This window comes from Herbaspirillum rhizosphaerae (assembly GCF_001189965.1).
GTDB lineage: Bacteria > Pseudomonadota > Gammaproteobacteria > Burkholderiales > Burkholderiaceae_D > Herbaspirillum > Herbaspirillum rhizosphaerae.
Map to the genome: position 1 here is coordinate 366,557 of NZ_LFLU01000001.1, position 19,102 is coordinate 385,658.

The 19,102-nt window shown below is 62.1% G+C and carries 18 protein-coding genes; 9 read left to right on the forward strand and 9 right to left on the reverse strand.

The genetic code is table 11. From position 1 onward, the window contains the following. Positions 1 to 74: 74 nt before the first annotated feature. The 4 genes from AKL25_RS01600 to AKL25_RS01615 form a co-directional block, all read right to left on the reverse strand. Positions 75 to 1,427 (reverse strand): amidase, encoded by a 1,353-nt coding sequence (locus AKL25_RS01600; RefSeq protein WP_050475881.1) that lies wholly within the window; start codon positions 1,425 to 1,427, stop codon positions 75 to 77. Positions 1,428 to 1,455: 28 nt separating this feature from the next. Further along, positions 1,456 to 2,130, reverse strand: a complete 675-nt coding sequence (locus AKL25_RS01605) for a DUF2848 domain-containing protein (protein WP_050475882.1) — start codon at positions 2,128 to 2,130, stop codon at positions 1,456 to 1,458. 109 nt (positions 2,131 to 2,239) lie between these two features. After that, positions 2,240 to 3,559, reverse strand: coding sequence for an MFS transporter (locus AKL25_RS01610; protein ID WP_050475883.1), 1,320 nt, complete (start codon positions 3,557 to 3,559; stop codon positions 2,240 to 2,242). Between the two features lie 344 nt (positions 3,560 to 3,903). After that, the gene (locus tag AKL25_RS01615; protein ID WP_050475884.1) at positions 3,904 to 4,833 is read right to left on the reverse strand and encodes a LysR family transcriptional regulator; all 930 of its coding nucleotides are present in this window, start codon (positions 4,831 to 4,833) and stop codon (positions 3,904 to 3,906) included. 256 nt (positions 4,834 to 5,089) lie between these two features. On the opposite strand from AKL25_RS01615, the gene AKL25_RS01620 reads away from it, so the two are divergent. The 9 genes from AKL25_RS01620 to AKL25_RS01660 all read left to right on the forward strand — a co-directional run bounded on the left by AKL25_RS01620 (position 5,090) and on the right by AKL25_RS01660 (position 15,401). Further along, a complete protein-coding gene (locus tag AKL25_RS01620; protein WP_050475885.1) occupies positions 5,090 to 5,458 on the forward strand; it encodes a VOC family protein in 369 nt (122 codons plus the stop codon). A 454-nt stretch (positions 5,459 to 5,912) separates the two neighbouring features. Next, positions 5,913 to 6,911 (forward strand): MurR/RpiR family transcriptional regulator, encoded by a 999-nt coding sequence (locus AKL25_RS01625; protein ID WP_050475886.1) that lies wholly within the window; start codon positions 5,913 to 5,915, stop codon positions 6,909 to 6,911. Continuing rightward, a complete protein-coding gene (locus tag AKL25_RS01630) occupies positions 6,908 to 7,900 on the forward strand; it encodes an isoaspartyl peptidase/L-asparaginase family protein (RefSeq protein WP_050475887.1) in 993 nt (330 codons plus the stop codon). The genes AKL25_RS01625 and AKL25_RS01630 overlap by 4 nt, the downstream gene beginning before the upstream one ends. Before the next feature lie 21 nt (positions 7,901 to 7,921). After that, complete coding sequence (locus AKL25_RS01635; protein ID WP_050475888.1) at positions 7,922 to 9,820, forward strand: dipeptide ABC transporter ATP-binding protein; 1,899 nt, start codon at positions 7,922 to 7,924, stop codon at positions 9,818 to 9,820. A gap of 45 nt (positions 9,821 to 9,865) precedes the next feature. Then, the gene (gene gsiB / locus AKL25_RS01640; protein WP_050475889.1) at positions 9,866 to 11,434 is read left to right on the forward strand and encodes a glutathione ABC transporter substrate-binding protein GsiB; all 1,569 of its coding nucleotides are present in this window, start codon (positions 9,866 to 9,868) and stop codon (positions 11,432 to 11,434) included. Between the two features lie 176 nt (positions 11,435 to 11,610). Beyond that, positions 11,611 to 12,531: a glutathione ABC transporter permease GsiC gene (gsiC, locus tag AKL25_RS01645; RefSeq protein ID WP_050475890.1), complete on the forward strand. Its 921-nt coding sequence runs from the start codon at positions 11,611 to 11,613 to the stop codon at positions 12,529 to 12,531. 8 nt (positions 12,532 to 12,539) lie between these two features. Then, positions 12,540 to 13,445 carry a glutathione ABC transporter permease GsiD gene (gsiD, locus tag AKL25_RS01650; protein WP_050475891.1) on the forward strand — a complete coding sequence of 302 codons (906 nt, stop codon included), beginning with the start codon at positions 12,540 to 12,542 and terminating at the stop codon, positions 13,443 to 13,445. Between the two features lie 55 nt (positions 13,446 to 13,500). After that, positions 13,501 to 14,580: a DmpA family aminopeptidase gene (locus AKL25_RS01655; protein WP_050475892.1), complete on the forward strand. Its 1,080-nt coding sequence runs from the start codon at positions 13,501 to 13,503 to the stop codon at positions 14,578 to 14,580. Next, positions 14,577 to 15,401, forward strand: a complete 825-nt coding sequence (locus AKL25_RS01660) for a M55 family metallopeptidase (RefSeq protein WP_050475893.1) — start codon at positions 14,577 to 14,579, stop codon at positions 15,399 to 15,401. The genes AKL25_RS01655 and AKL25_RS01660 overlap by 4 nt, the downstream gene beginning before the upstream one ends. Before the next feature lie 59 nt (positions 15,402 to 15,460). On the opposite strand, the gene AKL25_RS01665 is transcribed toward AKL25_RS01660, so the two are convergent. From AKL25_RS01665 to AKL25_RS01685, 5 genes are all read right to left on the reverse strand, one after another. Then, positions 15,461 to 16,114 (reverse strand): 4'-phosphopantetheinyl transferase family protein, encoded by a 654-nt coding sequence (locus AKL25_RS01665; protein WP_050475894.1) that lies wholly within the window; start codon positions 16,112 to 16,114, stop codon positions 15,461 to 15,463. A 10-nt stretch (positions 16,115 to 16,124) separates the two neighbouring features. Beyond that, positions 16,125 to 16,574, reverse strand: coding sequence for a hypothetical protein (locus AKL25_RS01670; protein WP_050475895.1), 450 nt, complete (start codon positions 16,572 to 16,574; stop codon positions 16,125 to 16,127). A gap of 70 nt (positions 16,575 to 16,644) precedes the next feature. Next, positions 16,645 to 17,916, reverse strand: a complete 1,272-nt coding sequence (locus AKL25_RS01675) for a beta-ketoacyl-ACP synthase (RefSeq protein WP_240475621.1) — start codon at positions 17,914 to 17,916, stop codon at positions 16,645 to 16,647. Then, positions 17,913 to 18,650 carry a 3-oxoacyl-ACP reductase FabG gene (gene fabG / locus AKL25_RS01680; RefSeq protein ID WP_050475897.1) on the reverse strand — a complete coding sequence of 246 codons (738 nt, stop codon included), beginning with the start codon at positions 18,648 to 18,650 and terminating at the stop codon, positions 17,913 to 17,915. The genes AKL25_RS01675 and fabG overlap by 4 nt, the downstream gene beginning before the upstream one ends. Continuing rightward, on the reverse strand, positions 18,647 to 19,102 hold the full coding sequence (locus AKL25_RS01685) for a hotdog family protein (protein WP_050475898.1): 456 nt from the start codon (positions 19,100 to 19,102) through the stop codon (positions 18,647 to 18,649). Before AKL25_RS01685 ends, fabG begins: the two co-directional genes overlap by 4 nt.

Below are 19,102 nucleotides of genomic sequence, written 5' to 3' on the forward strand. Positions count from 1 at the left end.
AACGGCTTGCATTGCTGCAAGCCGTTTTCACTGCGGAACCAGGTTTCACATCACGTCACATTACATCACGGGCGTCATTGCTTCAGCAATGTCTCCACCGCCAACGCAATCGACAACAGACGATGATCGTTGCCGCCGGCAGCCGCCAGGCTGAGGCCGACAGGCGCTGTTCCGGCAGCGTGGCATGGCAGGGAAATCGCACAGCCGTCGAGGAAGTTGATCAGCGTCGGATTGCGCAGGATCAGGCCATTGGCGGCGTAGTAGGCGTCGTCGCTGGTTTGCAGGTCGACGATCTTCGGCGCGACGATAGGCACGGTCGGCATCAGCAGGGCGTCGTAGCCGGCGAGTTGCTGCTCCACCTTGGCGATCCAGCGGCGACGGCTGTGCAGCACGTCGAGCAGGTCGGCCGCGCTCATGTCCTTGCCGCGCAGGATGCGCGAGACCACGCGCTGGTCGTAGTGCTCCTTGCGTTCGGCGATCAGCTGGCGATGCCAGGTCCACGCCTCGGCTGCGGTGAAGCCGCCCTTGGCGTTGATGGCCGCCAGTTCGTTGAAGGCCGGCACGTCCTGTTCGACGACCACGGCGCCTGCAGCAGCCAGTTTTGCCACGGCAGTCTGCATGCTGGCGGCAACGTGCTCATCCATGCCGTCGCGCACGACATTGGTCGGGTAGAGCAGGCGCAAGCCGCGCAGCGGATGCGCCACCGGCGCGACGAATTCTTCGCCTGACAGCACTGCATCCATCATGGCGCAGCACAGGACGGTCGGCGCCATGGCGCCGATGGAGTCGAGGTTTTCGGACAGCGGCAGCACACCTTGCATCGATACGCGGCGCGCGCTCGGCTTGAAGCCGGTGATACCGCAGAACGCAGCCGGGATACGCAGCGAGCCGCCGGTATCCGAGCCGACGCCGGCCACCGCCATGCCGTCGGTGACGGAAATCGCGGCGCCCGATGACGAGCCGCCGGGAATGCGTCCGCCATCTGCATCGCGCTGCCACGGGTTGCGCGGCGTGCCGTAGTGCGGATTGATGCCGAGGCCGGAGTAGGCGAACTCGGTCATGTTGGTGCGGCCGACGATCACGGCGCCGGCAGCGATCAGGCGTTTGACGACGACCGCGCTTTCGGTGGCGACCGGATAGCCGCGCAAGGCGACTGAGCCGGCCAGCGTGGTTTCGCCGGCGACGTCGAACAAATCCTTGATCGAGACCGGAAGGCCTTCAATCGGCGAGCGCACGATGCCGGCGCTGCGCAGCGTGTCGGAAGCGCTGGCGGCAGCGCGTGCGGCGTCGGCATAAAGACGCGTGAAGACGCGTGCGCCTTCGCCGTCGGCGGCCGCGGCGCGTTGCAGCGCGAGCTCGGTCAGTTCGAGCGAGGAACTGTTGTCCTTGCGCAGTTCTTCGCTTTGTTGATGCAGGCTTGGAATCATGTCTTGGTAGGAAAAGAGTGAGTCGGGATCAGGCTACTTCTGCGAGGATCTCTGCCTCATACGAATGACGCAGCGCACGCTGACGGCGCGGGTCGAACAATTCCATCGTGAACGAAGTCGCAGGGCGGATGCCGCCGATGGCGCCGACCGTGCCGCAGGTCATGCCGCAGCCTTCCGGCAGGATCTGCTTGCCGCCGGTGAAGCGCGCGATCAGGTCTTGCGGCGTGCGCAGGCTGGCCAGCGTGCCTTCCTGATACAGCACTTCCTTGCCGTCTTCCTGGATCCAGGAGCGGATCACCAGTTCGTCCCAATAGTCGGCGACGTCGGCCAGCTTCCACGCGGAAGCGGCGACGGGTTTGACGCAGGCTTGCTTGGAGAAGGCCACGCTGTGCGCTTCCAGCTTGCGGTCGGTGTGGTCCGACGCGATGCTGACGTACAGTTCGCCGCCGGCGTTGAAGACGAAGGTCTCTACTTCGCCCGAGGATTCGGCGCCCAGCACTTGCACCGCCGTCGATTGCGTCAGCTGGTTGCTCGATACGCGGTAATACAGCGGGACGGCGCTTGGGCGCTGGATGCCGAGGGCGGCCAGTTCTTCGATGTGATGCTCGATGGCGGCCATGTCGCGACCGGCCCAGCCGGCGATGATCAGCGTATGGATGTCGACGTTCAGCGATGCTGCTTCAATTTGGAATGAGAGTTTCATAAGGCCACTTCAGGTACGTAAAAAGGGTGCGCCGCCGTGCAGAAACAAATAACAGAGGGTGGCGGCGCGGGGAAAACGGAATAGGCGAGGTGCTGTCCGGCGCAGCGTGTCAGACTTTCTTGATGAAGACGATCACCAGGAAGCTCGCAGCAAACTCCAGCGCGGCGACGAAGTACAGGCCGGACGACAGCGAGCCGGTGCTGGTCTTGAGTGCGCCGATCATGTACGGCGCGACGAAGCCTGCCAGGTTGCCGATCGAGTTGATCAGCGCGATGCCGCCGGCGGCTGCCGTGCTCGCCAGGAAGGCGGCCGGGATAGCCCAGAACACCGGGAAGGCCGCCAGGATGCCGATTGCCGCCAGCGTCAGTGCGCACAGCGCCATGACCGCGTTGCCCAGCGTCAGGCCGGTCAGGATCAGGCCGATGCTGGCGATCAGGGTGGCGATGGCGCTATGCATGCGGCGTTCGCCGGTCTTGTCGGAGTGGATGCCGTTCCAGATCATGGCCAGCGTGCCGGCGATGAAGGGGATGGCGGAGATCAGGCCGATCTGCAGGTTGCCCTTGACGCCGATTTCCTTGATGATCGACGGCGTCCAGAAGGCGATGGTGGCATTGCCGCTGACCACGCAGAAATACACGGCGGCGCACAGCCAGACGCGGTAATTGCTGCAGGCGTCTTTGAACGACAGATGCTTGCCGGCGGCTTTGTTCTCTGCGATCAGCGCATGGGTGACGGCTTGCTGTTCGGCAGTCGACAGCCACTTTGCGTTGGCCGGTTTTTCCGGCAGGTACATCAGCACGAAGATACCGGCGATTAGCGAAGGGATGCCTTCGAGGATGAACAGCCATTGCCAGTTGGCCAGGTGGCCGACGCCTTCCATCTGGCTCATGATGGTGCCGGCGATGGGGCCGCCGACCGCGCCGGCAATCGCGAACGAGGTCATGAACAGGCCGTTGACGCGGGCGCGGCGTTGCGCCGGGAACCAGTAGGTCAGGTACAGCACCACGCCCGGGAAGAAGCCGGCTTCGAACACGCCCAGCAGAAAACGCAGGATGTAAAAAGAAGTCGGCGACGTCACGTACGCCATCGCCATCGAGGCCAGGCCCCAGAGGATGGTGATGCGCGCCAGCGTCTTGCGGGCACCGATTTTTTCCAGCAGCAGATTGCTCGGGACTTCAAACAGGAAATAGCCGATGAAGAAGATGCCGGCGCCGAGGCCGTAGATCGCCTCGGAGAACTGCAAGTCCTGCAGCATCTGCAACTTGGCGAAACCGACGTTGACGCGGTCGATCCACGCCAGCACGAACAGGAAAACCAGGAAGGGGATCAATCGCCAGGCGATTTTCTTGTAGGTGACTTCCAAGTCTACGGCGCCAGCGTTGGCGTCGGAGCGCGGTAGGGAGTCCAGTGCTGAGGTTGAATTGGTCATGCTTGCCTTCTCCTGCTTTGAGATTGATTGAGCGGCCACAGTCATTCTCACAGCACGAGAACACTCCGGAGGTCAGGAGTGTTTGGGGACATCGAAGCTGGAAAAATGCCTGGCGGAAATCTGTCGTCTGTTTTTTGCGCCGGTGTTTGCATCCGGCGCCACGAACGATCTTCTGATCTTGTGTGAATTCAGTATGCGTAGCCGCGGCTGCGCTGTCCAACAAGAAATTGTTGGCGCATATGATTGGAAAATCTTATGAGCAAAAATGGACCGGCCGCTGCGCAGTTATGGTGCTGCACTGCAAATGCATGCAAGCCTTGCCGGCATTGACGATGCGAGGAGTTCTATTGCGCCTGCGAGGGCAGGCGGGCGATCTCGTGTCCCCAATTGAGTGCGAAGTCGGCGGCGGTTTCCTGGGCGATGCGGGCTACCGTTTCGGTCAAGGGGTTCTCGTTGTCGGAGCGGAAGCAGGCCAGCATCACCAGCGCCGGGAACTCCACGTCGACGCGCAGCGTGTGCAGGATCTCTTCGTTGAGTTCGCGCTGGATGATCGCCGGCGGCACCGCCGCCACCCCGAAGCCGTCGGTCACCAGGCGGATCATGGTGGCCACCGAGGCGATGCAATTGATATGCAGCGCGCCGCGTTCGCTATCGGAAAAGATGCGCTCGATCGCCGCATGCGGCCCCGAGTTGCGCGCAAAGCTGATGATGGGGAAGGTCGCCAGATCGGACAGGCTCAGGGTCTCGCTGCCGATATTGAGCTTGGGGCTGCCGACCCAGCGCATCGGGAATTCGCACAGGTTGAGATTGGTGATGTGCGTGCCGATCACCGGCTCGGCTTGCAGCACGATGTCCAGCGCGCCCTTGCTGAACTGCTCGCGCAGATGGATGGTGGTGTCGCTGGCGATTTCGATTTGCAGGCGCGGAAACATCTTGTGCACGCGTCCGATGAAATCCGGAAACCAGCTGTGCACGATCGATTCGATCACGCCGATGCGGATCACGCCGGCATAGACCTGCTTGTCCGACATGTCGTCCTTCATCTCGCGCATCAGCTTGACCATGCGTTCCGCATACACCAGCGCCTTGCTGCCGTCGGTGGTCAGCGTCACTTCGCGCGCACCGCGGTCGAACAGGCGCACGCCGAAATCCTGTTCCAGCGTCGCAATGCGGCTGGACACCGCCGCCTGCGTGGTGTGCAGGCGTTCGGCGGTCAGGCGGAAATTCTTCAGCTTGGCCAACCAGACGAAGGTTTCGAGGAAGCGGATGTTCATGATGGATGTCGGTGGGGGCGGTCTGGAACGATTGCGGCAGAACTCTCGGTATAGACGAGAGGATACGGCATCGCGCGCCGGTTCGCCATTTTCTCGGCGTTGTCTGCGTCTGTTCAGTTGGCGTCCAGTCAGCAGTTCTTGGCGTCGCCAGCGCCGTTTTCAGCGAAGGGATAAAATCCTCCGCACGTCGCTCCGGGCATCTCAGGATGCCCGATGCCAGCCAAGTCAGCCACACCAGCCAAGCCAGAGGACCCTCATGCCAGTCACCGCTATCGACCACATCCAGCTCGCCATGCCCGTCGGAGGCGAAGAGGCCGCCCGGCGCTTCTTCGGCGATATTCTCGGCATGCCCGAGTTGCCCAAGCCGGCGGCCCTGCAGGCGCGCGGCGGTTTATGGTTCCAGTGCGGCGTGCTGCAGCTGCATCTGGGCGTCGACAAGGAATTCCAACCGGCGCTCAATGCCCATCCCGGACTGATCGTCGACAAGCTGGCGCCGATGCTGGCCGAACTCAAGGCCGGCGGTTTTCCGGTGCAGGAAGATGCGCCCATTCCCGGCTTCATCCGTATCTATACAGCAGATCCGTTCGGCAACCTGATCGAACTGCGCGAAATCGTGCCGCGCTGAATACGTTGTTCATGCAGCGGTCTCGTGTCACATGCCAGCGTCCGGTGTTGCTGAAACATCGCATCGGACGCTGACCGCCATCGTCCTGTCTACCGCCGGCCTCTGTCCGGTTTCTGCAAGCCGTTTCTGCTTCGCCGCAACATAAACGCTGCAGGAGCACGGACGCCGCATCCTGAAAAAAGCGGCGCAATTTTCCTCCTTTCCAATACTGTCATCGCCTGTTGTTCGCGATGAATTCGAGCACTCCGCTTTGGTGCAGTGCAGCCATTTCTCTCTCTATTGAGGTGCATTTTTACCTTGCGCTCGCGTGATAAAGGTGCATCTGTTTTTACTTTCATTTTTGAAAGGATATTTTCTTTACTTTTCAAAATAATGAAAATATATTTACATTTTTGCCGCTGTCATACGTCAGCGTATTTTCATTTTTCCGGGCCGGTTTTCATTTCAGCGTCGTATGCACAATCCTAAACACACATCCTTGCAGGGCGGCGGCGCAGTGGCGCGCGTGCTGGGCAAGCTGTATCCGAATCTGTCGAAGGCGCATCGCAAGACCGCCGACTATGTGCTGGCGAACACCTTCCGAGCCGCCACCATGACCATCGACGAGCTGTCGGAAGCGGCGGGGATTTCGCTGGCGACGGCCAACCGCTTTGCGCATGCGCTGGGCTTTGACGGTTACGCGCCGTTTCGCAATGCGCTGGTTGCCGATTTCGCTTCCTCGCTGGCGCCGGTGGAAAAGATGCGGCACGAAGTGCAGAAGAGCGCCACCAGCGCGGAAATTATTTCCGCCGCCTTGAGCAACGACATCCGCAATATCGAAGCGACGCGCCAGGCGCTGGTCGCCGAGCATTGCGACCAGGCGGTGGAAATGATCCTGAAAGCCGAGCGTATTTTCGTCATCGGCTTCGGCGCCAGCGCGTTCCTGGCCGGGATCATGGTGCATGCGCTGGAGCCGTTCTGCCGCACCGTCTTGTCCGGCGTGCATCCGGGCGGCCCGTCGCAGACCGGCCGGCAGTTCTTCAAGCTGGATGAGCGCGATGTGGTCATCGCCATGGCGTATCCGCGTTACGCCACCGATACGGTGCGGCTGGCGCGCCGTGCCGTCGAGAAGGGCGCCAAGCTGATTGCCTTCACCGATCTGCCGCACTCGCCGCTGGTGCCGCTGGCCGACGTGACGATTTATTCGCAGACCGAGCGGCAGATGTCGCCGACCTCCGACGCGGCGGCGCTGGTGCTGATCCAGGCCCTGTGCGACGCCGTGGCGCATCGCGCCAAGCGCTCGGTGCAGGCGGCGTCCGAAATGACGGAATTCGTTTTGCCCTGGCTGTACCAGGCGGAACAGTACGAACAAGGCAAGAGCCTGGCGCGCGCAAGCGGCAAGGCGATCAAGAACAACGCAGTCAAAAACAATGCGGCCAAGAAAGCCGCTGCATCCGGGACGAGCAAAGCATGAACACTCCAGTCATTGCCATACACGGCGGCGCCGGCACCATCACGCGCAGTGCGCTGAGCGCGGCGGATGAAGCGAATTACCATCGCGAACTCAAGGCCATCCTGACGTCGGCGCAAGCCGTGCTGACCGCAGGCGGTTCGGCGCTGGATGCTGTGACCGAGGCGGTGCGCCTGCTGGAAGATTGCCCGCTGTTCAACGCCGGCAAAGGCGCAGTCTACACGCGCGCCGGCACGCACGAACTCGACGCCGCCATCATGGACGGCGCCACGCTCAAGGCAGGCGCAGTCGCCAACGTGACTTGCGTGCGCAACCCCGTCATCGCAGCGCGCACCGTAATGGAAAAGAGCGCGCACGTGCTGCTGGCCGGCTGCGGCGCCGATGCCTTTGCGCGCCAGCAGGGACTGGATATCGTCGACCCGACGTATTACCAGACCGAGGCGCGCCACCAGCAATGGCTGCGCGTGCGCGAGCAGAGCGGCATGATGCTGGATCACGACGCGGCATCGTTCACCTTCAGGGAATCGGCGCATGGAACGACGCCTGTCGATCCCATTGAGCCCATTGATCCCGATAACAAATTCGGCACCGTCGGCGCCGTCGCGCTCGACATGCACGGCAATGTCGCCGCAGCGACTTCCACCGGCGGCATCACCAACAAACAAGTGGGCCGCGTCGGCGACACGCCGCTGATCGGCGCAGGCTGCTACGCCGCCAATGCGACGGCGGCGGTCTCGGCCACCGGCACCGGCGAAGTGTTCATGCGCACCGTCGCCGCCTACGATGTGGCGGCGCGCATGGCCTATGCCGGCGCGACGCTGCAGGAAGCCATGGAGCAAGTTGTCATGGAGGTGTTGCCGGCCTACGAAGGACGCGGCGGCCTGATCGCCGTCGATGCCGACGGCAACCTGGCGCTGACCTTCAACACCGAAGGCATGTATCGCGGTTATGCCCGTGGCGGCGACACGCCGGTCACGGCAATTTACAAGTAAGTAGTGAAGGACGCATCAGAGATGGCAACGCAAGATCAAGCATCGCAAAAATCGCAGCAACCGGAAGACACGACCGCAAAGCGTGTGCTGACCGTCGACAATCTCGGGGTCACGTTCACCGGTTCCGAACGCACCGTGGAAGCCGTGCGCGGCCTGTCTTTCCACGTCGACAAGGGCGAGACGCTGGCCATCGTGGGCGAGTCGGGTTCCGGCAAGTCGGTGTCGTCGCTGGCGATCATGCGCCTGATCGAACATGGCGGCGGCCGTATCGTGTCCGGCAGCATGCAATTCCAGCGCCGCAACGGCAGCACGCTGGATCTGGTCAAGGCGCCGCAGTCGACCATGCGCAGCATTCGTGGCGCCGAGATCGCGATGATTTTCCAGGAGCCGATGACTTCGCTCAATCCGGTCTTCACCGTCGGCGAACAGATCGCCGAATCGATCCGCCTGCATCAGAACATGAGTCACAGCGCCGCCAGCGCCGAAGCGCTGCGCATGCTGGAAATGGTGCGCATCCCTGAAGCGAAGCGCGTGCTCGGCCGCCATCCGCATCAACTGTCGGGAGGCATGCGCCAGCGCGTGATGATTGCGATGGCCTTGTCCTGCAAGCCGTCGCTGCTGATTGCCGACGAACCGACCACGGCGCTGGACGTGACGATCCAGGCGCAGATCCTGCAACTGATTCGCTCGCTGCAGGAAGAAATGCATATGGCGGTCGTCTTCATCACCCACGACATGGGCGTGGTGGCGGAGATCGCCGACCGCGTGGTCGTCATGTGCCGCGGCGACAAAGTGGAAGAAAACGACGTGCGCAGCATCTTCGCCGCGCCGGCGCATCCCTATACGCAAGGCCTGCTGGCCGCCGTGCCGCGCCTGGGCGCGATGAAGGGCACCGACACGCCGTCGCGCTTCGGGATTGCCGCCAGCGCCGAAGCCAAGCCGGACGCTATCGCGGAAGAATTGCAAGCCGCCTCTGAGATTGCGCAGCAACGCCAGCCCATCCTCAAGGTCAGCGACCTCACCACACGCTTTGATGTGAAGAGCGGCATCTTCGGCCGCGTCAAGCAACGCGTGCACGCGGTCGAGCGCGTCAGCTTCGACCTGTATGCCGGCGAGACGCTGGCGATTGTCGGCGAATCCGGCTGCGGCAAATCGACGACCGGCCGTTCCCTGCTGCGCCTGGTCGAGATCAGCGGCGGCAAGGTCGAGTTCGGCGGCCGCAATCTGGCGGAATTGCCGCGCGAAGAGCTGCGCGAGCTGCGCCGCGACATCCAGTTCATTTTCCAGGACCCGTTCGCCTCGCTCGATCCGCGCATGACGGTCGGCTATTCCATCATGGAGCCGATGCTGGTGCATGGCATGAAAGAGGGCGCGCAAGAACGCGTCGATGCGCTGCTCACCCGCGTCGGCCTGCTGCCGGAACATGCGCAGCGCTATCCGCATGAATTCTCCGGCGGCCAGCGCCAGCGCATCTGCATCGCGCGCGCACTGGCGCTGAATCCGAAAATCGTCATCGCCGACGAATCGGTCTCGGCGCTGGACGTGTCGATCCAGGCGCAGATCGTCAACCTGATGCTGGACCTGCAGGCAGAACTGGGCATTTCCTTCATTTTCATCTCGCACGACATGGCGGTGGTGGAACGCATCAGCCACCGCGTCGCCGTGATGTACCTGGGCCAGATCGTCGAGATCGGCCCGCGCCGCGCCATTTTTGAAAATCCTCAGCATCCTTACACGCGCAAGCTCATGGCCGCCGTGCCGGTGGCCGATCCCGAGCTGCGCCATCTGAAGAAAGGTTTGCAAAATGATGAGATTCCAAGCCCCATTCGCACCATCGGAGACGATCCGCTGGTCGAACCCCTGAAGCAAGTCGGCCCCGGCCATTTTGTTGCAACACATCGTATCTCCGCAGCTTTTTAACCTGTTGTCGCCTCTTTAATCATTCAGAAAACCAGGAGCCTAACCATGACTACCCAATCTTCCCGTCGCGGCACAACTGTCATCCGATGGCTGGCGCTCGGCGCCATCGGCACCACCATGCAATTCGCCGCCGTGCATGCATGGGCTGCCAAGAGCGTGACGCTCGCAGTTGCTTCCACCTTCACCACCATGGATCCGTACGACGCCAACGACACGCTGTCGCTGGCGGTGACCAAGTCCTTCTACCAGGGCCTGTTCGCTTTCGACAAGGACCTGAAGCTGGTCAACGTGCTGGCCGAAGGCTACCTGGTCAGCAAGGACGGCCTGGAATACACCATCCGCCTGCGCCAGGGCGTGAAGTTCCACGACGGCACCGTGTTCAAGGCTGACGCCGTGAAAGCCGTGATGGACCGCGTCACCAATCCCGACAACAAGCTCAAACGCTACAACCTGTTCAACCGCGTCGCCCGCACCGAAGTGCTGAACGATTACACCGTCAAGATCGTCCTGAAAGAACCATTCTCGGCCTTCATCAACGTGCTGGCCCACCCGTCGGCCGTGATGATCTCGCCGACTGCTCTGAAGCAATACGGCAACAAGGACATCGCTTTCCATCCGGTCGGCACGGGTCCGTTCAAGTTCGTCGAGTGGAAGCAAACCGATTACATGAAGGCCGAGAAATTCTCCGGCTACTGGAAGGCCGGTTACCCGAAGGTCGACGAAGTGGTCTGGAAGCCGGTGGTCGACAACAACTCGCGCGCCGCCATGATGCAGACCGGCGAAGCCAATTTCACCTTCCCGCTGCCGTACGAACAGGCTGAGCTGTTGAAGGGCAAGGGCGCGCTGGACATCGTGACCGGTCCGTCCATCATCCAGCGTTACATGTCGATGAACGTCAAGCAAAAACCGTTCGATAACGTCAAGGTGCGTCAGGCCATCAACTACGCGATCAACAAGGACGCGCTGGTCAAGGTCGCCTTCAGCGGCTATGCCGCGCCGATGGATGGCGTGCTGCCGCAAGGCGTCGACTACGCGGTCAAGACCGGTCCATGGCCTTATGACGTGAAGAAGGCCAAGGCGCTGCTGGCCGAAGCCGGCTACCCGAACGGTTTTGAAACCGAACTGTGGTCCGCCTACACCCACACCACCGCGCTGAAGATCATCCAGTTCCTGCAACAGCAACTGGCGCAGGTCGGCATCAAGGTCAAAGTGCAGGCGCTGGAAGCCGGTCAACGCGTAGAGAAGGTGGAGAGCGCGCCGAATCCGGATACCGCGCCGGTGCGTCTGTATTACGCCGGCTGGTCGTCGTCGACCGGTGAAGCCGACTGGGGCCTGCGTCCGCTGCTGGCTTCCGAAGCTTTCCCGCCGAAGCTGTTCAACACCGCTTACTACAAGAGCGACAAGGTCGATGGCGACATCGCCCAGGCGTTGACCGTGACCGACCGCGCCCAGAAGGCAGCGTTGTACAAGGATGCGCAAACCGAAATCTGGAAGGATGCGCCATGGGCTTTCCTGGTTACGGAAAAAGTCCTGTACGCACGCAGCAAGAACCTGAAGGGCGTGTACGTGATGCCTGATGCCTCGTTCAACTTCGATGAAATCGAACTGAAGTAAGCACTGCCGAAACACGCAGCAAGGGCTCCGCAGTCCCGTTCAGGCAGGACGGCGGAGCCGGCATCACCGCAGTCGTGCAGCACAGCATTACAGAATTCTCAGCAGTCGCCCGGGCAAGTCATCCATGCTTGCGTGCGGCTGCTCCCCAAAGTAGTTGAATCATTGCAGGACGCGCCATGTTTTCTTATGTTTTAAAACGTCTTCTGGGCCTGATCCCGACCTTGTTGCTGGTCGCGGTGATGGTGTTCCTGTTCGTCCACTTGTTGCCCGGCGATCCGGCGCGGCTGGCGGCGGGGCCGGAAGCCGACGAGCAGACCGTAGCGCTGATCCGTGCGGATCTCGGCCTCGACCAGCCCATCCATAAACAGTTTGTGCGCTTCTTCGTGAACGCCGCCCATGGCGATTTCGGCACCTCGCTGCGCAGCAAGCTGCCGGTCAGCCAGGAAATCATGGAGCGCTTCTGGCCGACCTTGTGGCTGACTGCCACCAGCATGATCTGGGCGGTCATCTTCGGCTTGTTCATCGGCGTCTTTTCGGCGGTGTGGCGCAATGAATGGCCGGATCGCGTCGGCATGACGCTGGCGGTGTCGGGGATTTCCTTCCCGCCGTTTGCGCTGGGCATGGTGTTCATGGAAGTGTTCTCGGTGCAACTGGGCTGGCTGCCGACGGTCGGCGCCGACAGCTGGCGCCATTACGTGCTGCCGTCGCTGACGCTGGGCGCCGGCGTGGCGGCGATCATGGCGCGTTTTACGCGCTCGTCCTTCATCGAAATCATGAAGGAAGACTTCGTCCGCACCGCACGCGCCAAGGGCCTCAACGAACGCATCGTGATCGCCAAGCACTGCCTGCGCAATGCGCTGATCCCGGTGGTGACGATGATGGGCCTGCAGTTCGGCTTTTTGCTGGGCGGTTCCATCGTGGTCGAGAAAGTCTTCAACTGGCCCGGCATGGGACGTCTGCTGATCGACGCCGTCGAGATGCGCGACTATCCGATCATCCAGGCCGAGATCCTGCTGTTCTCGCTGGAATTCATCTTCATCAATCTGGTTGTCGACGTGCTGTACGCCGTCATCAATCCGAGCATCCGTTACAAGTGAGGCAGAGCATGTCGACTTCCACTACCCCTGCCGCAACTACCGTCGCGACTACCGCATCCAAACCGATCCGCACGCCCTGGAGCGAATTCTGGCGCAAGTTCAAAAAGCAGCCGCTGGCGCTGGCGGCCGGCGCCTTCGTGTTGTTCCTGGTGGTGATTGCGATCGTCTCGCCGTACATCTCGCCGTACGATGCCGAGAATTATTTCGACTACGACGCGCTCAACGCCGGGCCTTCATTGGCACACTGGTTCGGCGTCGATTCGCTGGGCCATGATATTTTCAGCCGCATCCTGGTCGGCACGCAATTGTCGCTGGCGGTGGGTTTTTCGTCGGTGGCGGTGGGCGCCATCGTCGGCACATTTTTGGGCCTGGTGGCCGGTTATTACGAAGGCTGGGCCGACCGCATCATCATGCGCATCTGCGACGTGCTGTTCGCCTTCCCGGGCATCCTTCTGGCGATCGCGATCGTGGCGATTCTCGGCAACGGCATGACCAATGTGATCATTGCGGTGGCGATTTTCAGCATCCCGGCGTTTGCGCGGCTGGTGCGCGGCAACACGCTGTCGCTCAAGCAACTGACTTATATCGAAGCGGTGCGCAGCATCGGTGCCAACGACATGACGATCATCCTGCGCCATATTTTCCCGGGCACGATTTCTTCCGTGGTGGTGTATTTCACGATGCGTATCGGCACGTCTATCATCACCGCCGCCAGCTTGTCCTTCCTCGGCCTGGGCGCACAGCCGCCGACGCCGGAGTGGGGCGCCATGCTCAACGAAGCGCGCGCCGACATGATGACGTCGCCGCACATCGCGATCTTCCCGAGCCTGGCGATCTTCCTGACGGTGCTGGCGTTCAACCTGCTGGGCGATGGCCTGCGCGATGCGCTGGATCCCAAGCTTGACCAGAAATAATCCAGACAACTGACTGAAATCACCGAGAGCGCGGACCCGGTCCGCCCGCAAGGCAATGAGCAACAATTTTCCTCCCAATATAGCTCCAAACGTCGCCCCCCACATCGGCAAGCTGCCTGCCGGCGCAGGCGGCAGCATCGCCGATGTGCCCGGCGTCACGGTCGGCCACTGTACGCTGAACTACGGCGGCATCCAGACCGGCGTGACCGTCGTGCGTCCGCACGGCGGCGACCTGTTCCGCGAAAAGATCCCGGCGGCGGCCGTCACCCTCAACGGTTTCGGTAAAAGTGTCGGCCTGATGCAGGTGGAAGAACTGGGTGTGCTGGAAACGCCGATCGCCTTGACCAATACCTTTGCCGTGGGCACAGTCGCTACCGCGCAGACACGGTCCGCAGTGGTGGACAATCCCGAAATCGGCCGCAGCCTGCCCAGCGTGAATCCGCTGGTGTTCGAATGCAACGACGGCTATCTGAACGATCTGCAGGCGTTCTCGGTGGAAGAGCAACATTACCTGCACGCACTGCAAAACGCGTCGGATCAGCTTGTGCAGGGCGCCGTCGGCGCCGGTCGCGGCATGTCCTGCTTCGAGCTCAAGGGCGGCATCGGCAGCGCGTCGCGCAAGGTCTCCATCGGATCCGCCGAATACACCGTCGGCGCACTGGTGCTGGCCAATTTCGGCAAGCTGGCGGACCTGATCGTCGCCGGCGAACAGCTGGGACGCACGCTCAAGGGCATGCAAAAGAAAAACGCCGAGCCGGAGAAGGGTTCGATCATCATGCTGATCGCCACCGATGCCCCGCTCGATGCGCGCCAGTTGCGCCGCCTTGCTGCACGCACCGGCGCCGGCCTGGCACGGACCGGATCGGTCTACGGCCATGGCAGCGGCGATATCGCGCTGGCATTTTCCACCGCTCAGACCGTGCCATACCAAGTTGACGCCACATCGCCGGCAATGCAGTTCACCTGCCTGCATGACGGCTTGCTGGACCCGCTATTCCACGCCGTCGCCGACAGCACCGAGCAGGCTATCCTCAATGCCTTGTTTTCCGCCGAGGCAGTTAAGGGGCGGGATGGCAACCAGCGCCGCGCATTGAACGATCTCATGGCTGAGTTAGCCACCATGGAGCCTATATGAATGTATTGATTTCCGTCGACATCGAAGGCATCGCCGGTGTCTTTCATCCTGAGCAGACGCGTCCCGGCAACGGCGAGTACGAGCGCGCCCGCCGCCAGATGACCGAAGAAGCCAACGCCGTCATTCGCGGCGCACTGGCCGGAGGCGCGCAAGAGATCGTCGTCAACGACTCTCACGGCAGTTTCCGCAACCTGTTGCCGGACCTGCTGCATCCCGCCGCCCGCATGGTGCTCGGCAAGCCGCGCGTGCTGGGCATGATGGGCGGCGTGGAAGGCAGTATCGACGCCGTCATGATGGTCGGCTATCACTCGCGCTCGCAAACGCGCGGCATCCTGGCGCATACGATCAACAGCTCTGCATTTTCACGCGTCGCGTTCAACGGCGTGGAACTGGGCGAAGCCGGCATCTATGGCGCGCTGGCGGGGGAGCATGGCGTGCCGGTGATTTTCGGCAGCGGCGACGACGCGTTTGTGGAAGAAACCCAGCCCTTGTTTCCGCACGCGCATTTTGCGGAAATCAAGAAGGCTCACGGCGCCAACAGCGGCGATTCGCTGTCGCCGCAGCAAGCCTGCATCTTGCTCGAAAAGACCGCACAGGAAGCCGTGCAGGCGGCGCGCTCCAGGCAGATGCCTAAGTACCGTATTGAAGTCCCGGTCACCTGCCGCCTGCAGGTGCAGACGCCGGCGCTGACCGACTTGTTCTGCCAGTTGCCGATCGTGGAGCGGGTGGATGCGGTGACGCTGAAATTCGATGCGCCGACGGTGGAGTTTGCGGTGCGCGTGTTGAACAGCTTGTCGGCGATGTCGTTCATGCTGCGATAAACGATAAAAAGAGCACACCGGCGTTTGCTCTTTCAGGTATCTCACCCATCTCACATTTGTCACATGCCGTCGAGTTCGACGATCTCGACGGCGTCCAGTGACGCGGCGCTGCACAGGCAGATCGCCAGCCGTTCATGCGGGATGGCCCGGCAATTCCAGCCGTTGCCGGTATCGCTGAGCGTATCGTCCTGTCCCCGATTGCCGGCCAGTTTGTAGAGCGCCTCCTTGCATCCCCACAGGCGATAGAACGCGGCAAGGCGTTGCTGTTCCGGCTGTTGCATCATCCACTCCATCTCTTCCGTATCGAACGCTGCGGCGCCGGTGGCGGCAATGTCGCGCGGACGACTGGTGTCTTCGATATCCAATCCGACGTGGCAAACGGTGCTGGCAATGCAGGCGATCCAGCCGCGGCTGTGCGACAGGCTGAAGTGGAAAGCGGAGGAGGCATGCGGTGCAGGGAACGCCAGCAAGGGCGCATGGCCTTCGCGTTCGGTGACGGCGATGCCGGTAGCGGCATCGCCCAGCATGGTGTGTGCAGCATGCCGCAGCAGCATGCGTCCCAGCAGAAACTCTCGTGCCCGTTGCGGGCGGAGGAAGCGGGCATGGCGTTCGCGTTCGCCATGCCCCAGAGAAGCGGCAAGCGACGCCAGCCGGGCGTCGCTCACCCGTTCGCCGTTCAGCAGCCACAGCGTGGCCGCCGAAGCCGGCGACATTGCAGGCGTTTTACTTGTCTGCAATTTTGACAAAATCGCCCTTGAGCGCAACACCGGCCACGAAGGCGCCTGCGTGGCATTCAAACTTTTCCGAACTGGCCATTTCATTCTTCTTGTAATAGCTCACGATGTTGACGACGGCATTCGCGCCCAGTTGTTTTGCACGGATTTCGAAGGTCAGCAGCGCCGAGAGGAAGGCCCAGTTGCAGGCAACTTCATCCGGTTTGCCGAACGAATTGGTTTTGCGATTGGAGAAATCGGTCGCCAGTTTTTCCAGCACGGCAGGGTGTTTCTGATCCGCAAAATAAAACTTCACCGAACCGCTGAGCTTTGCTTCCGCATCTTTGGTATTCAATCCATCTTCGATCGGCAGCTGGTATTCCGTATCCCGGGCCTGGGCGGAAAATGCCGAAGCAGCCAGCAGGCAGAAGGCGAACGAGAGGGAAACGATTCTTTTCATTGTGTGTGCTCCTTGGTTTGGTGAAGAGGATTCGACTTGATATTGCCTGCGATATTGCTTGAGATATTGCTCAGGCCCAGCGCCTGAAGATCAGCGAGGTATTGATGCCGCCGAACGCAAAATTGTTCGACATCACATATTCGCAATCGAGCTTGCGGCCTTCGCCGGTCAGGTAATCGAGGTCGCCGCATTCGGTGTCGACTTTGTTCAGATTGATGGTCGGTGCAAACCAGCCGTTGCGCATCATCTCGATGCTGAGCCAGGCTTCCAGCGCACCGCAGGCACCGAGCGTATGGCCCATGTAGCTCTTGAGCGAGCTGATCGGCGTCTTGTTGCCGAACACGCGTGCGGTGGCGTTGGATTCGGCGACGTCGCCCTGGCGCGTGCCGGTGCCGTGGGCGTTGATGTAACCGATCGCGGCAGGGTCGAGAGCGGCGTCGGCCAAGGCCATGTCGATGGCGATCTTCATGGTGTCGGCGTTGGGATTGGTGACGTGGCTGCCGTCGCTGTTGGTGCCGAAGCCGACGATCTCGGCATAGATGCGGGCGCCGCGCGCCCGGGCATGCTCCAGGTCTTCCAGGATCAGCGTGCCGGCGCCTTCGCCGAGCACCAGGCCATCGCGATGTTCGTCGAAGGGGCTGGGCGTGACGGCGGGCGTGTCGTTGCGCACGCTGGTGGCGTAGAGCGTGTCGAACACGGCGGCTTCCGAGGCGCACAGCTCTTCCGAACCGCCGGCGATCATGGCGATCTGGCGGCCGCTGCGAATGGCTTCGTAGGCGTAGCCTATGCCCTGGCTGCCGGAGGTGCAGGCACTGGAGGTGGTGACGATGCGGCCGGTGACGCCGAAGAACACGCCCATGTTGACCGGCGCGGTGTGCGCCATCATCTTGAGGTAGGTGTTGGCGTTGATATTCCTGGTGCTCTTTTCGGTGAACAGCATGCTGAAGTCGGCAACCGCGCTCGGCGTGCCGGCCGAAGATCCGTAGGCGATGCCGACGGCGCCGCTCTTGAGCAGCGGATCGTCGAGCAGGCCGGCATCGGCCAGCGCCCATTCGCTGGCGCGGGTCGCCAGCAATGCGACACGGCCCATGCTGCGGGTGGTCTTGCGGTTGTAGCGATCGGATAACTCGAATGCCGCCGCCGGTGCGCCCAGGCGGGTGTGCAGGCCGTTGTATTCGTCCCATTCGGGCATGCGCACGACGGCGTTGCGATAGCTGCGCAGGCTTTCCAGCGCGTGTTGCCAGTCGTTGCCGATCGGGCTGATGCCGGCCATGCCGGTGACGACCACGCGGCGCTCGGTCATTGTACGTGCGGTGCGTGCGGTGTGATTTGCCGTGCTCATGCCAGGCCTCCGTTGACCGAGATCACCTGGCGCGTGATGTAGGCGGCGTCTTCGTGCATCAGGAAGCTGACGGCGGCGGCGACTTCTTCCGGCTTGCCGGTGCGGCGGGCAGGGATCAGCTTGAGCACTTCTTCCATCGGCAAGTCGTGCGTCATGTCGGTGTCGATCAGGCCGGGCGCGACGCAGTTGACCGTGATGTCGCGTTTGGCCAGTTCCAGCGCCAGCGCCTTGGTGGCGCCGATGATGCCGGCCTTGGCGGCGCTGTAATTGACCTGGCCGCGGTTGCCGACCAGCCCGGATACCGACGCCAGCGTGACGATGCGGCCCGGCTGGCGGCGCCGGACCATGGGCATGGTGAGCGGATGCAGGACGTTGTAAAAGCCGTCCAGGTTGGTCTTGAGGACGCTGTCCCAATCTTCGCCGGAGATGGCGGGAAAGGCGTTGTCGCGCGCGATGCCGGCGTTGCAGACCACGCCGTAATAAGCACCGTATTGTTCGACGTCGCGCAGCAGGATGTCGGCGGTCTGCACGCGTTCGGCAATGTCGAATTGCAGGATGCGCGCGGCGCGGCCCAGCGCTTCGATGTCTTTGGCGACCGCTTCGGCGGCATCGCGCCGGCTGTGGCAATGCAGGACGATGTCATAGCCGTCGCGCGCCAGGCGCAATGCAATGGCCTTGCCGATGCCCCGGCTGGAGCCGGTGACCAGAATGGTTTTCCCCGATGTTGTTGTCATGCTTCGCTTTCCAGAAACGCTTTGGCGTCATGCGGCTGAAAGACCGATACCGTCGCCTGCGCCAGTTGTTGTTGTGTACTGCTTTCCCTGATGATGCAGGAGAACGATCCCAGGCCGTTCTCCGCTTGTAATAATTGCTGCGCTTCCACCTGCAGGCGATCGCCGGCGACGAACCAGGCGCGGCTGCATTCGTAGCGGCGCGCGCCCAGCAGGAAACCGATCTTGACCGGTTCGTCGCGTTGTTGCGCATGATAACCGGCGTAGGCGGCAATCGTCTGCGCCATGTATTCGATGCCGACCCAGGCGCCGACGCCGCGTTCGCCATAGAACATGCTGTTGCCGGTGATGACGACTTCCGCGCACAGCTTGTCGGCGTCGACGCCGATCACGCGATCGAGCAGCAGCATCGGCGCTGCGTGCGGGACCAGGGTGGCGATGGCTGGCAGGTTCAT

Excerpts from the sequence above, each read along its gene's own strand:
- AKL25_RS01600 (WP_050475881.1), bottom strand. The coding sequence starts at position 1,427 with ATGATTCCAAGCCTGCATCAACAAAGCGAAGAACTGCGCAAGGACAAC.
- AKL25_RS01605 (WP_050475882.1), bottom strand. The coding sequence starts at position 2,130 with ATGAAACTCTCATTCCAAATTGAAGCAGCATCGCTGAACGTCGACATC.
- AKL25_RS01610 (WP_050475883.1), bottom strand. The coding sequence starts at position 3,559 with ATGACCAATTCAACCTCAGCACTGGACTCCCTACCGCGCTCCGACGCC.
- AKL25_RS01615 (WP_050475884.1), bottom strand. The coding sequence starts at position 4,833 with ATGAACATCCGCTTCCTCGAAACCTTCGTCTGGTTGGCCAAGCTGAAG.
- AKL25_RS01620 (WP_050475885.1), top strand. The coding sequence starts at position 5,090 with ATGCCAGTCACCGCTATCGACCACATCCAGCTCGCCATGCCCGTCGGA.
- AKL25_RS01625 (WP_050475886.1), top strand. The coding sequence starts at position 5,913 with ATGCACAATCCTAAACACACATCCTTGCAGGGCGGCGGCGCAGTGGCG.
- AKL25_RS01630 (WP_050475887.1), top strand. The coding sequence starts at position 6,908 with ATGAACACTCCAGTCATTGCCATACACGGCGGCGCCGGCACCATCACG.
- AKL25_RS01635 (WP_050475888.1), top strand. The coding sequence starts at position 7,922 with ATGGCAACGCAAGATCAAGCATCGCAAAAATCGCAGCAACCGGAAGAC.
- gsiB (WP_050475889.1), top strand. The coding sequence starts at position 9,866 with ATGACTACCCAATCTTCCCGTCGCGGCACAACTGTCATCCGATGGCTG.
- gsiC (WP_050475890.1), top strand. The coding sequence starts at position 11,611 with ATGTTTTCTTATGTTTTAAAACGTCTTCTGGGCCTGATCCCGACCTTG.
- gsiD (WP_050475891.1), top strand. The coding sequence starts at position 12,540 with ATGTCGACTTCCACTACCCCTGCCGCAACTACCGTCGCGACTACCGCA.
- AKL25_RS01655 (WP_050475892.1), top strand. The coding sequence starts at position 13,501 with ATGAGCAACAATTTTCCTCCCAATATAGCTCCAAACGTCGCCCCCCAC.
- AKL25_RS01660 (WP_050475893.1), top strand. The coding sequence starts at position 14,577 with ATGAATGTATTGATTTCCGTCGACATCGAAGGCATCGCCGGTGTCTTT.
- AKL25_RS01665 (WP_050475894.1), bottom strand. The coding sequence starts at position 16,114 with ATGTCGCCGGCTTCGGCGGCCACGCTGTGGCTGCTGAACGGCGAACGG.
- AKL25_RS01670 (WP_050475895.1), bottom strand. The coding sequence starts at position 16,574 with ATGAAAAGAATCGTTTCCCTCTCGTTCGCCTTCTGCCTGCTGGCTGCT.
- AKL25_RS01675 (WP_240475621.1), bottom strand. The coding sequence starts at position 17,916 with ATGAGCACGGCAAATCACACCGCACGCACCGCACGTACAATGACCGAG.
- fabG (WP_050475897.1), bottom strand. The coding sequence starts at position 18,650 with ATGACAACAACATCGGGGAAAACCATTCTGGTCACCGGCTCCAGCCGG.
- AKL25_RS01685 (WP_050475898.1), bottom strand. The coding sequence starts at position 19,102 with ATGAACCTGCCAGCCATCGCCACCCTGGTCCCGCACGCAGCGCCGATG.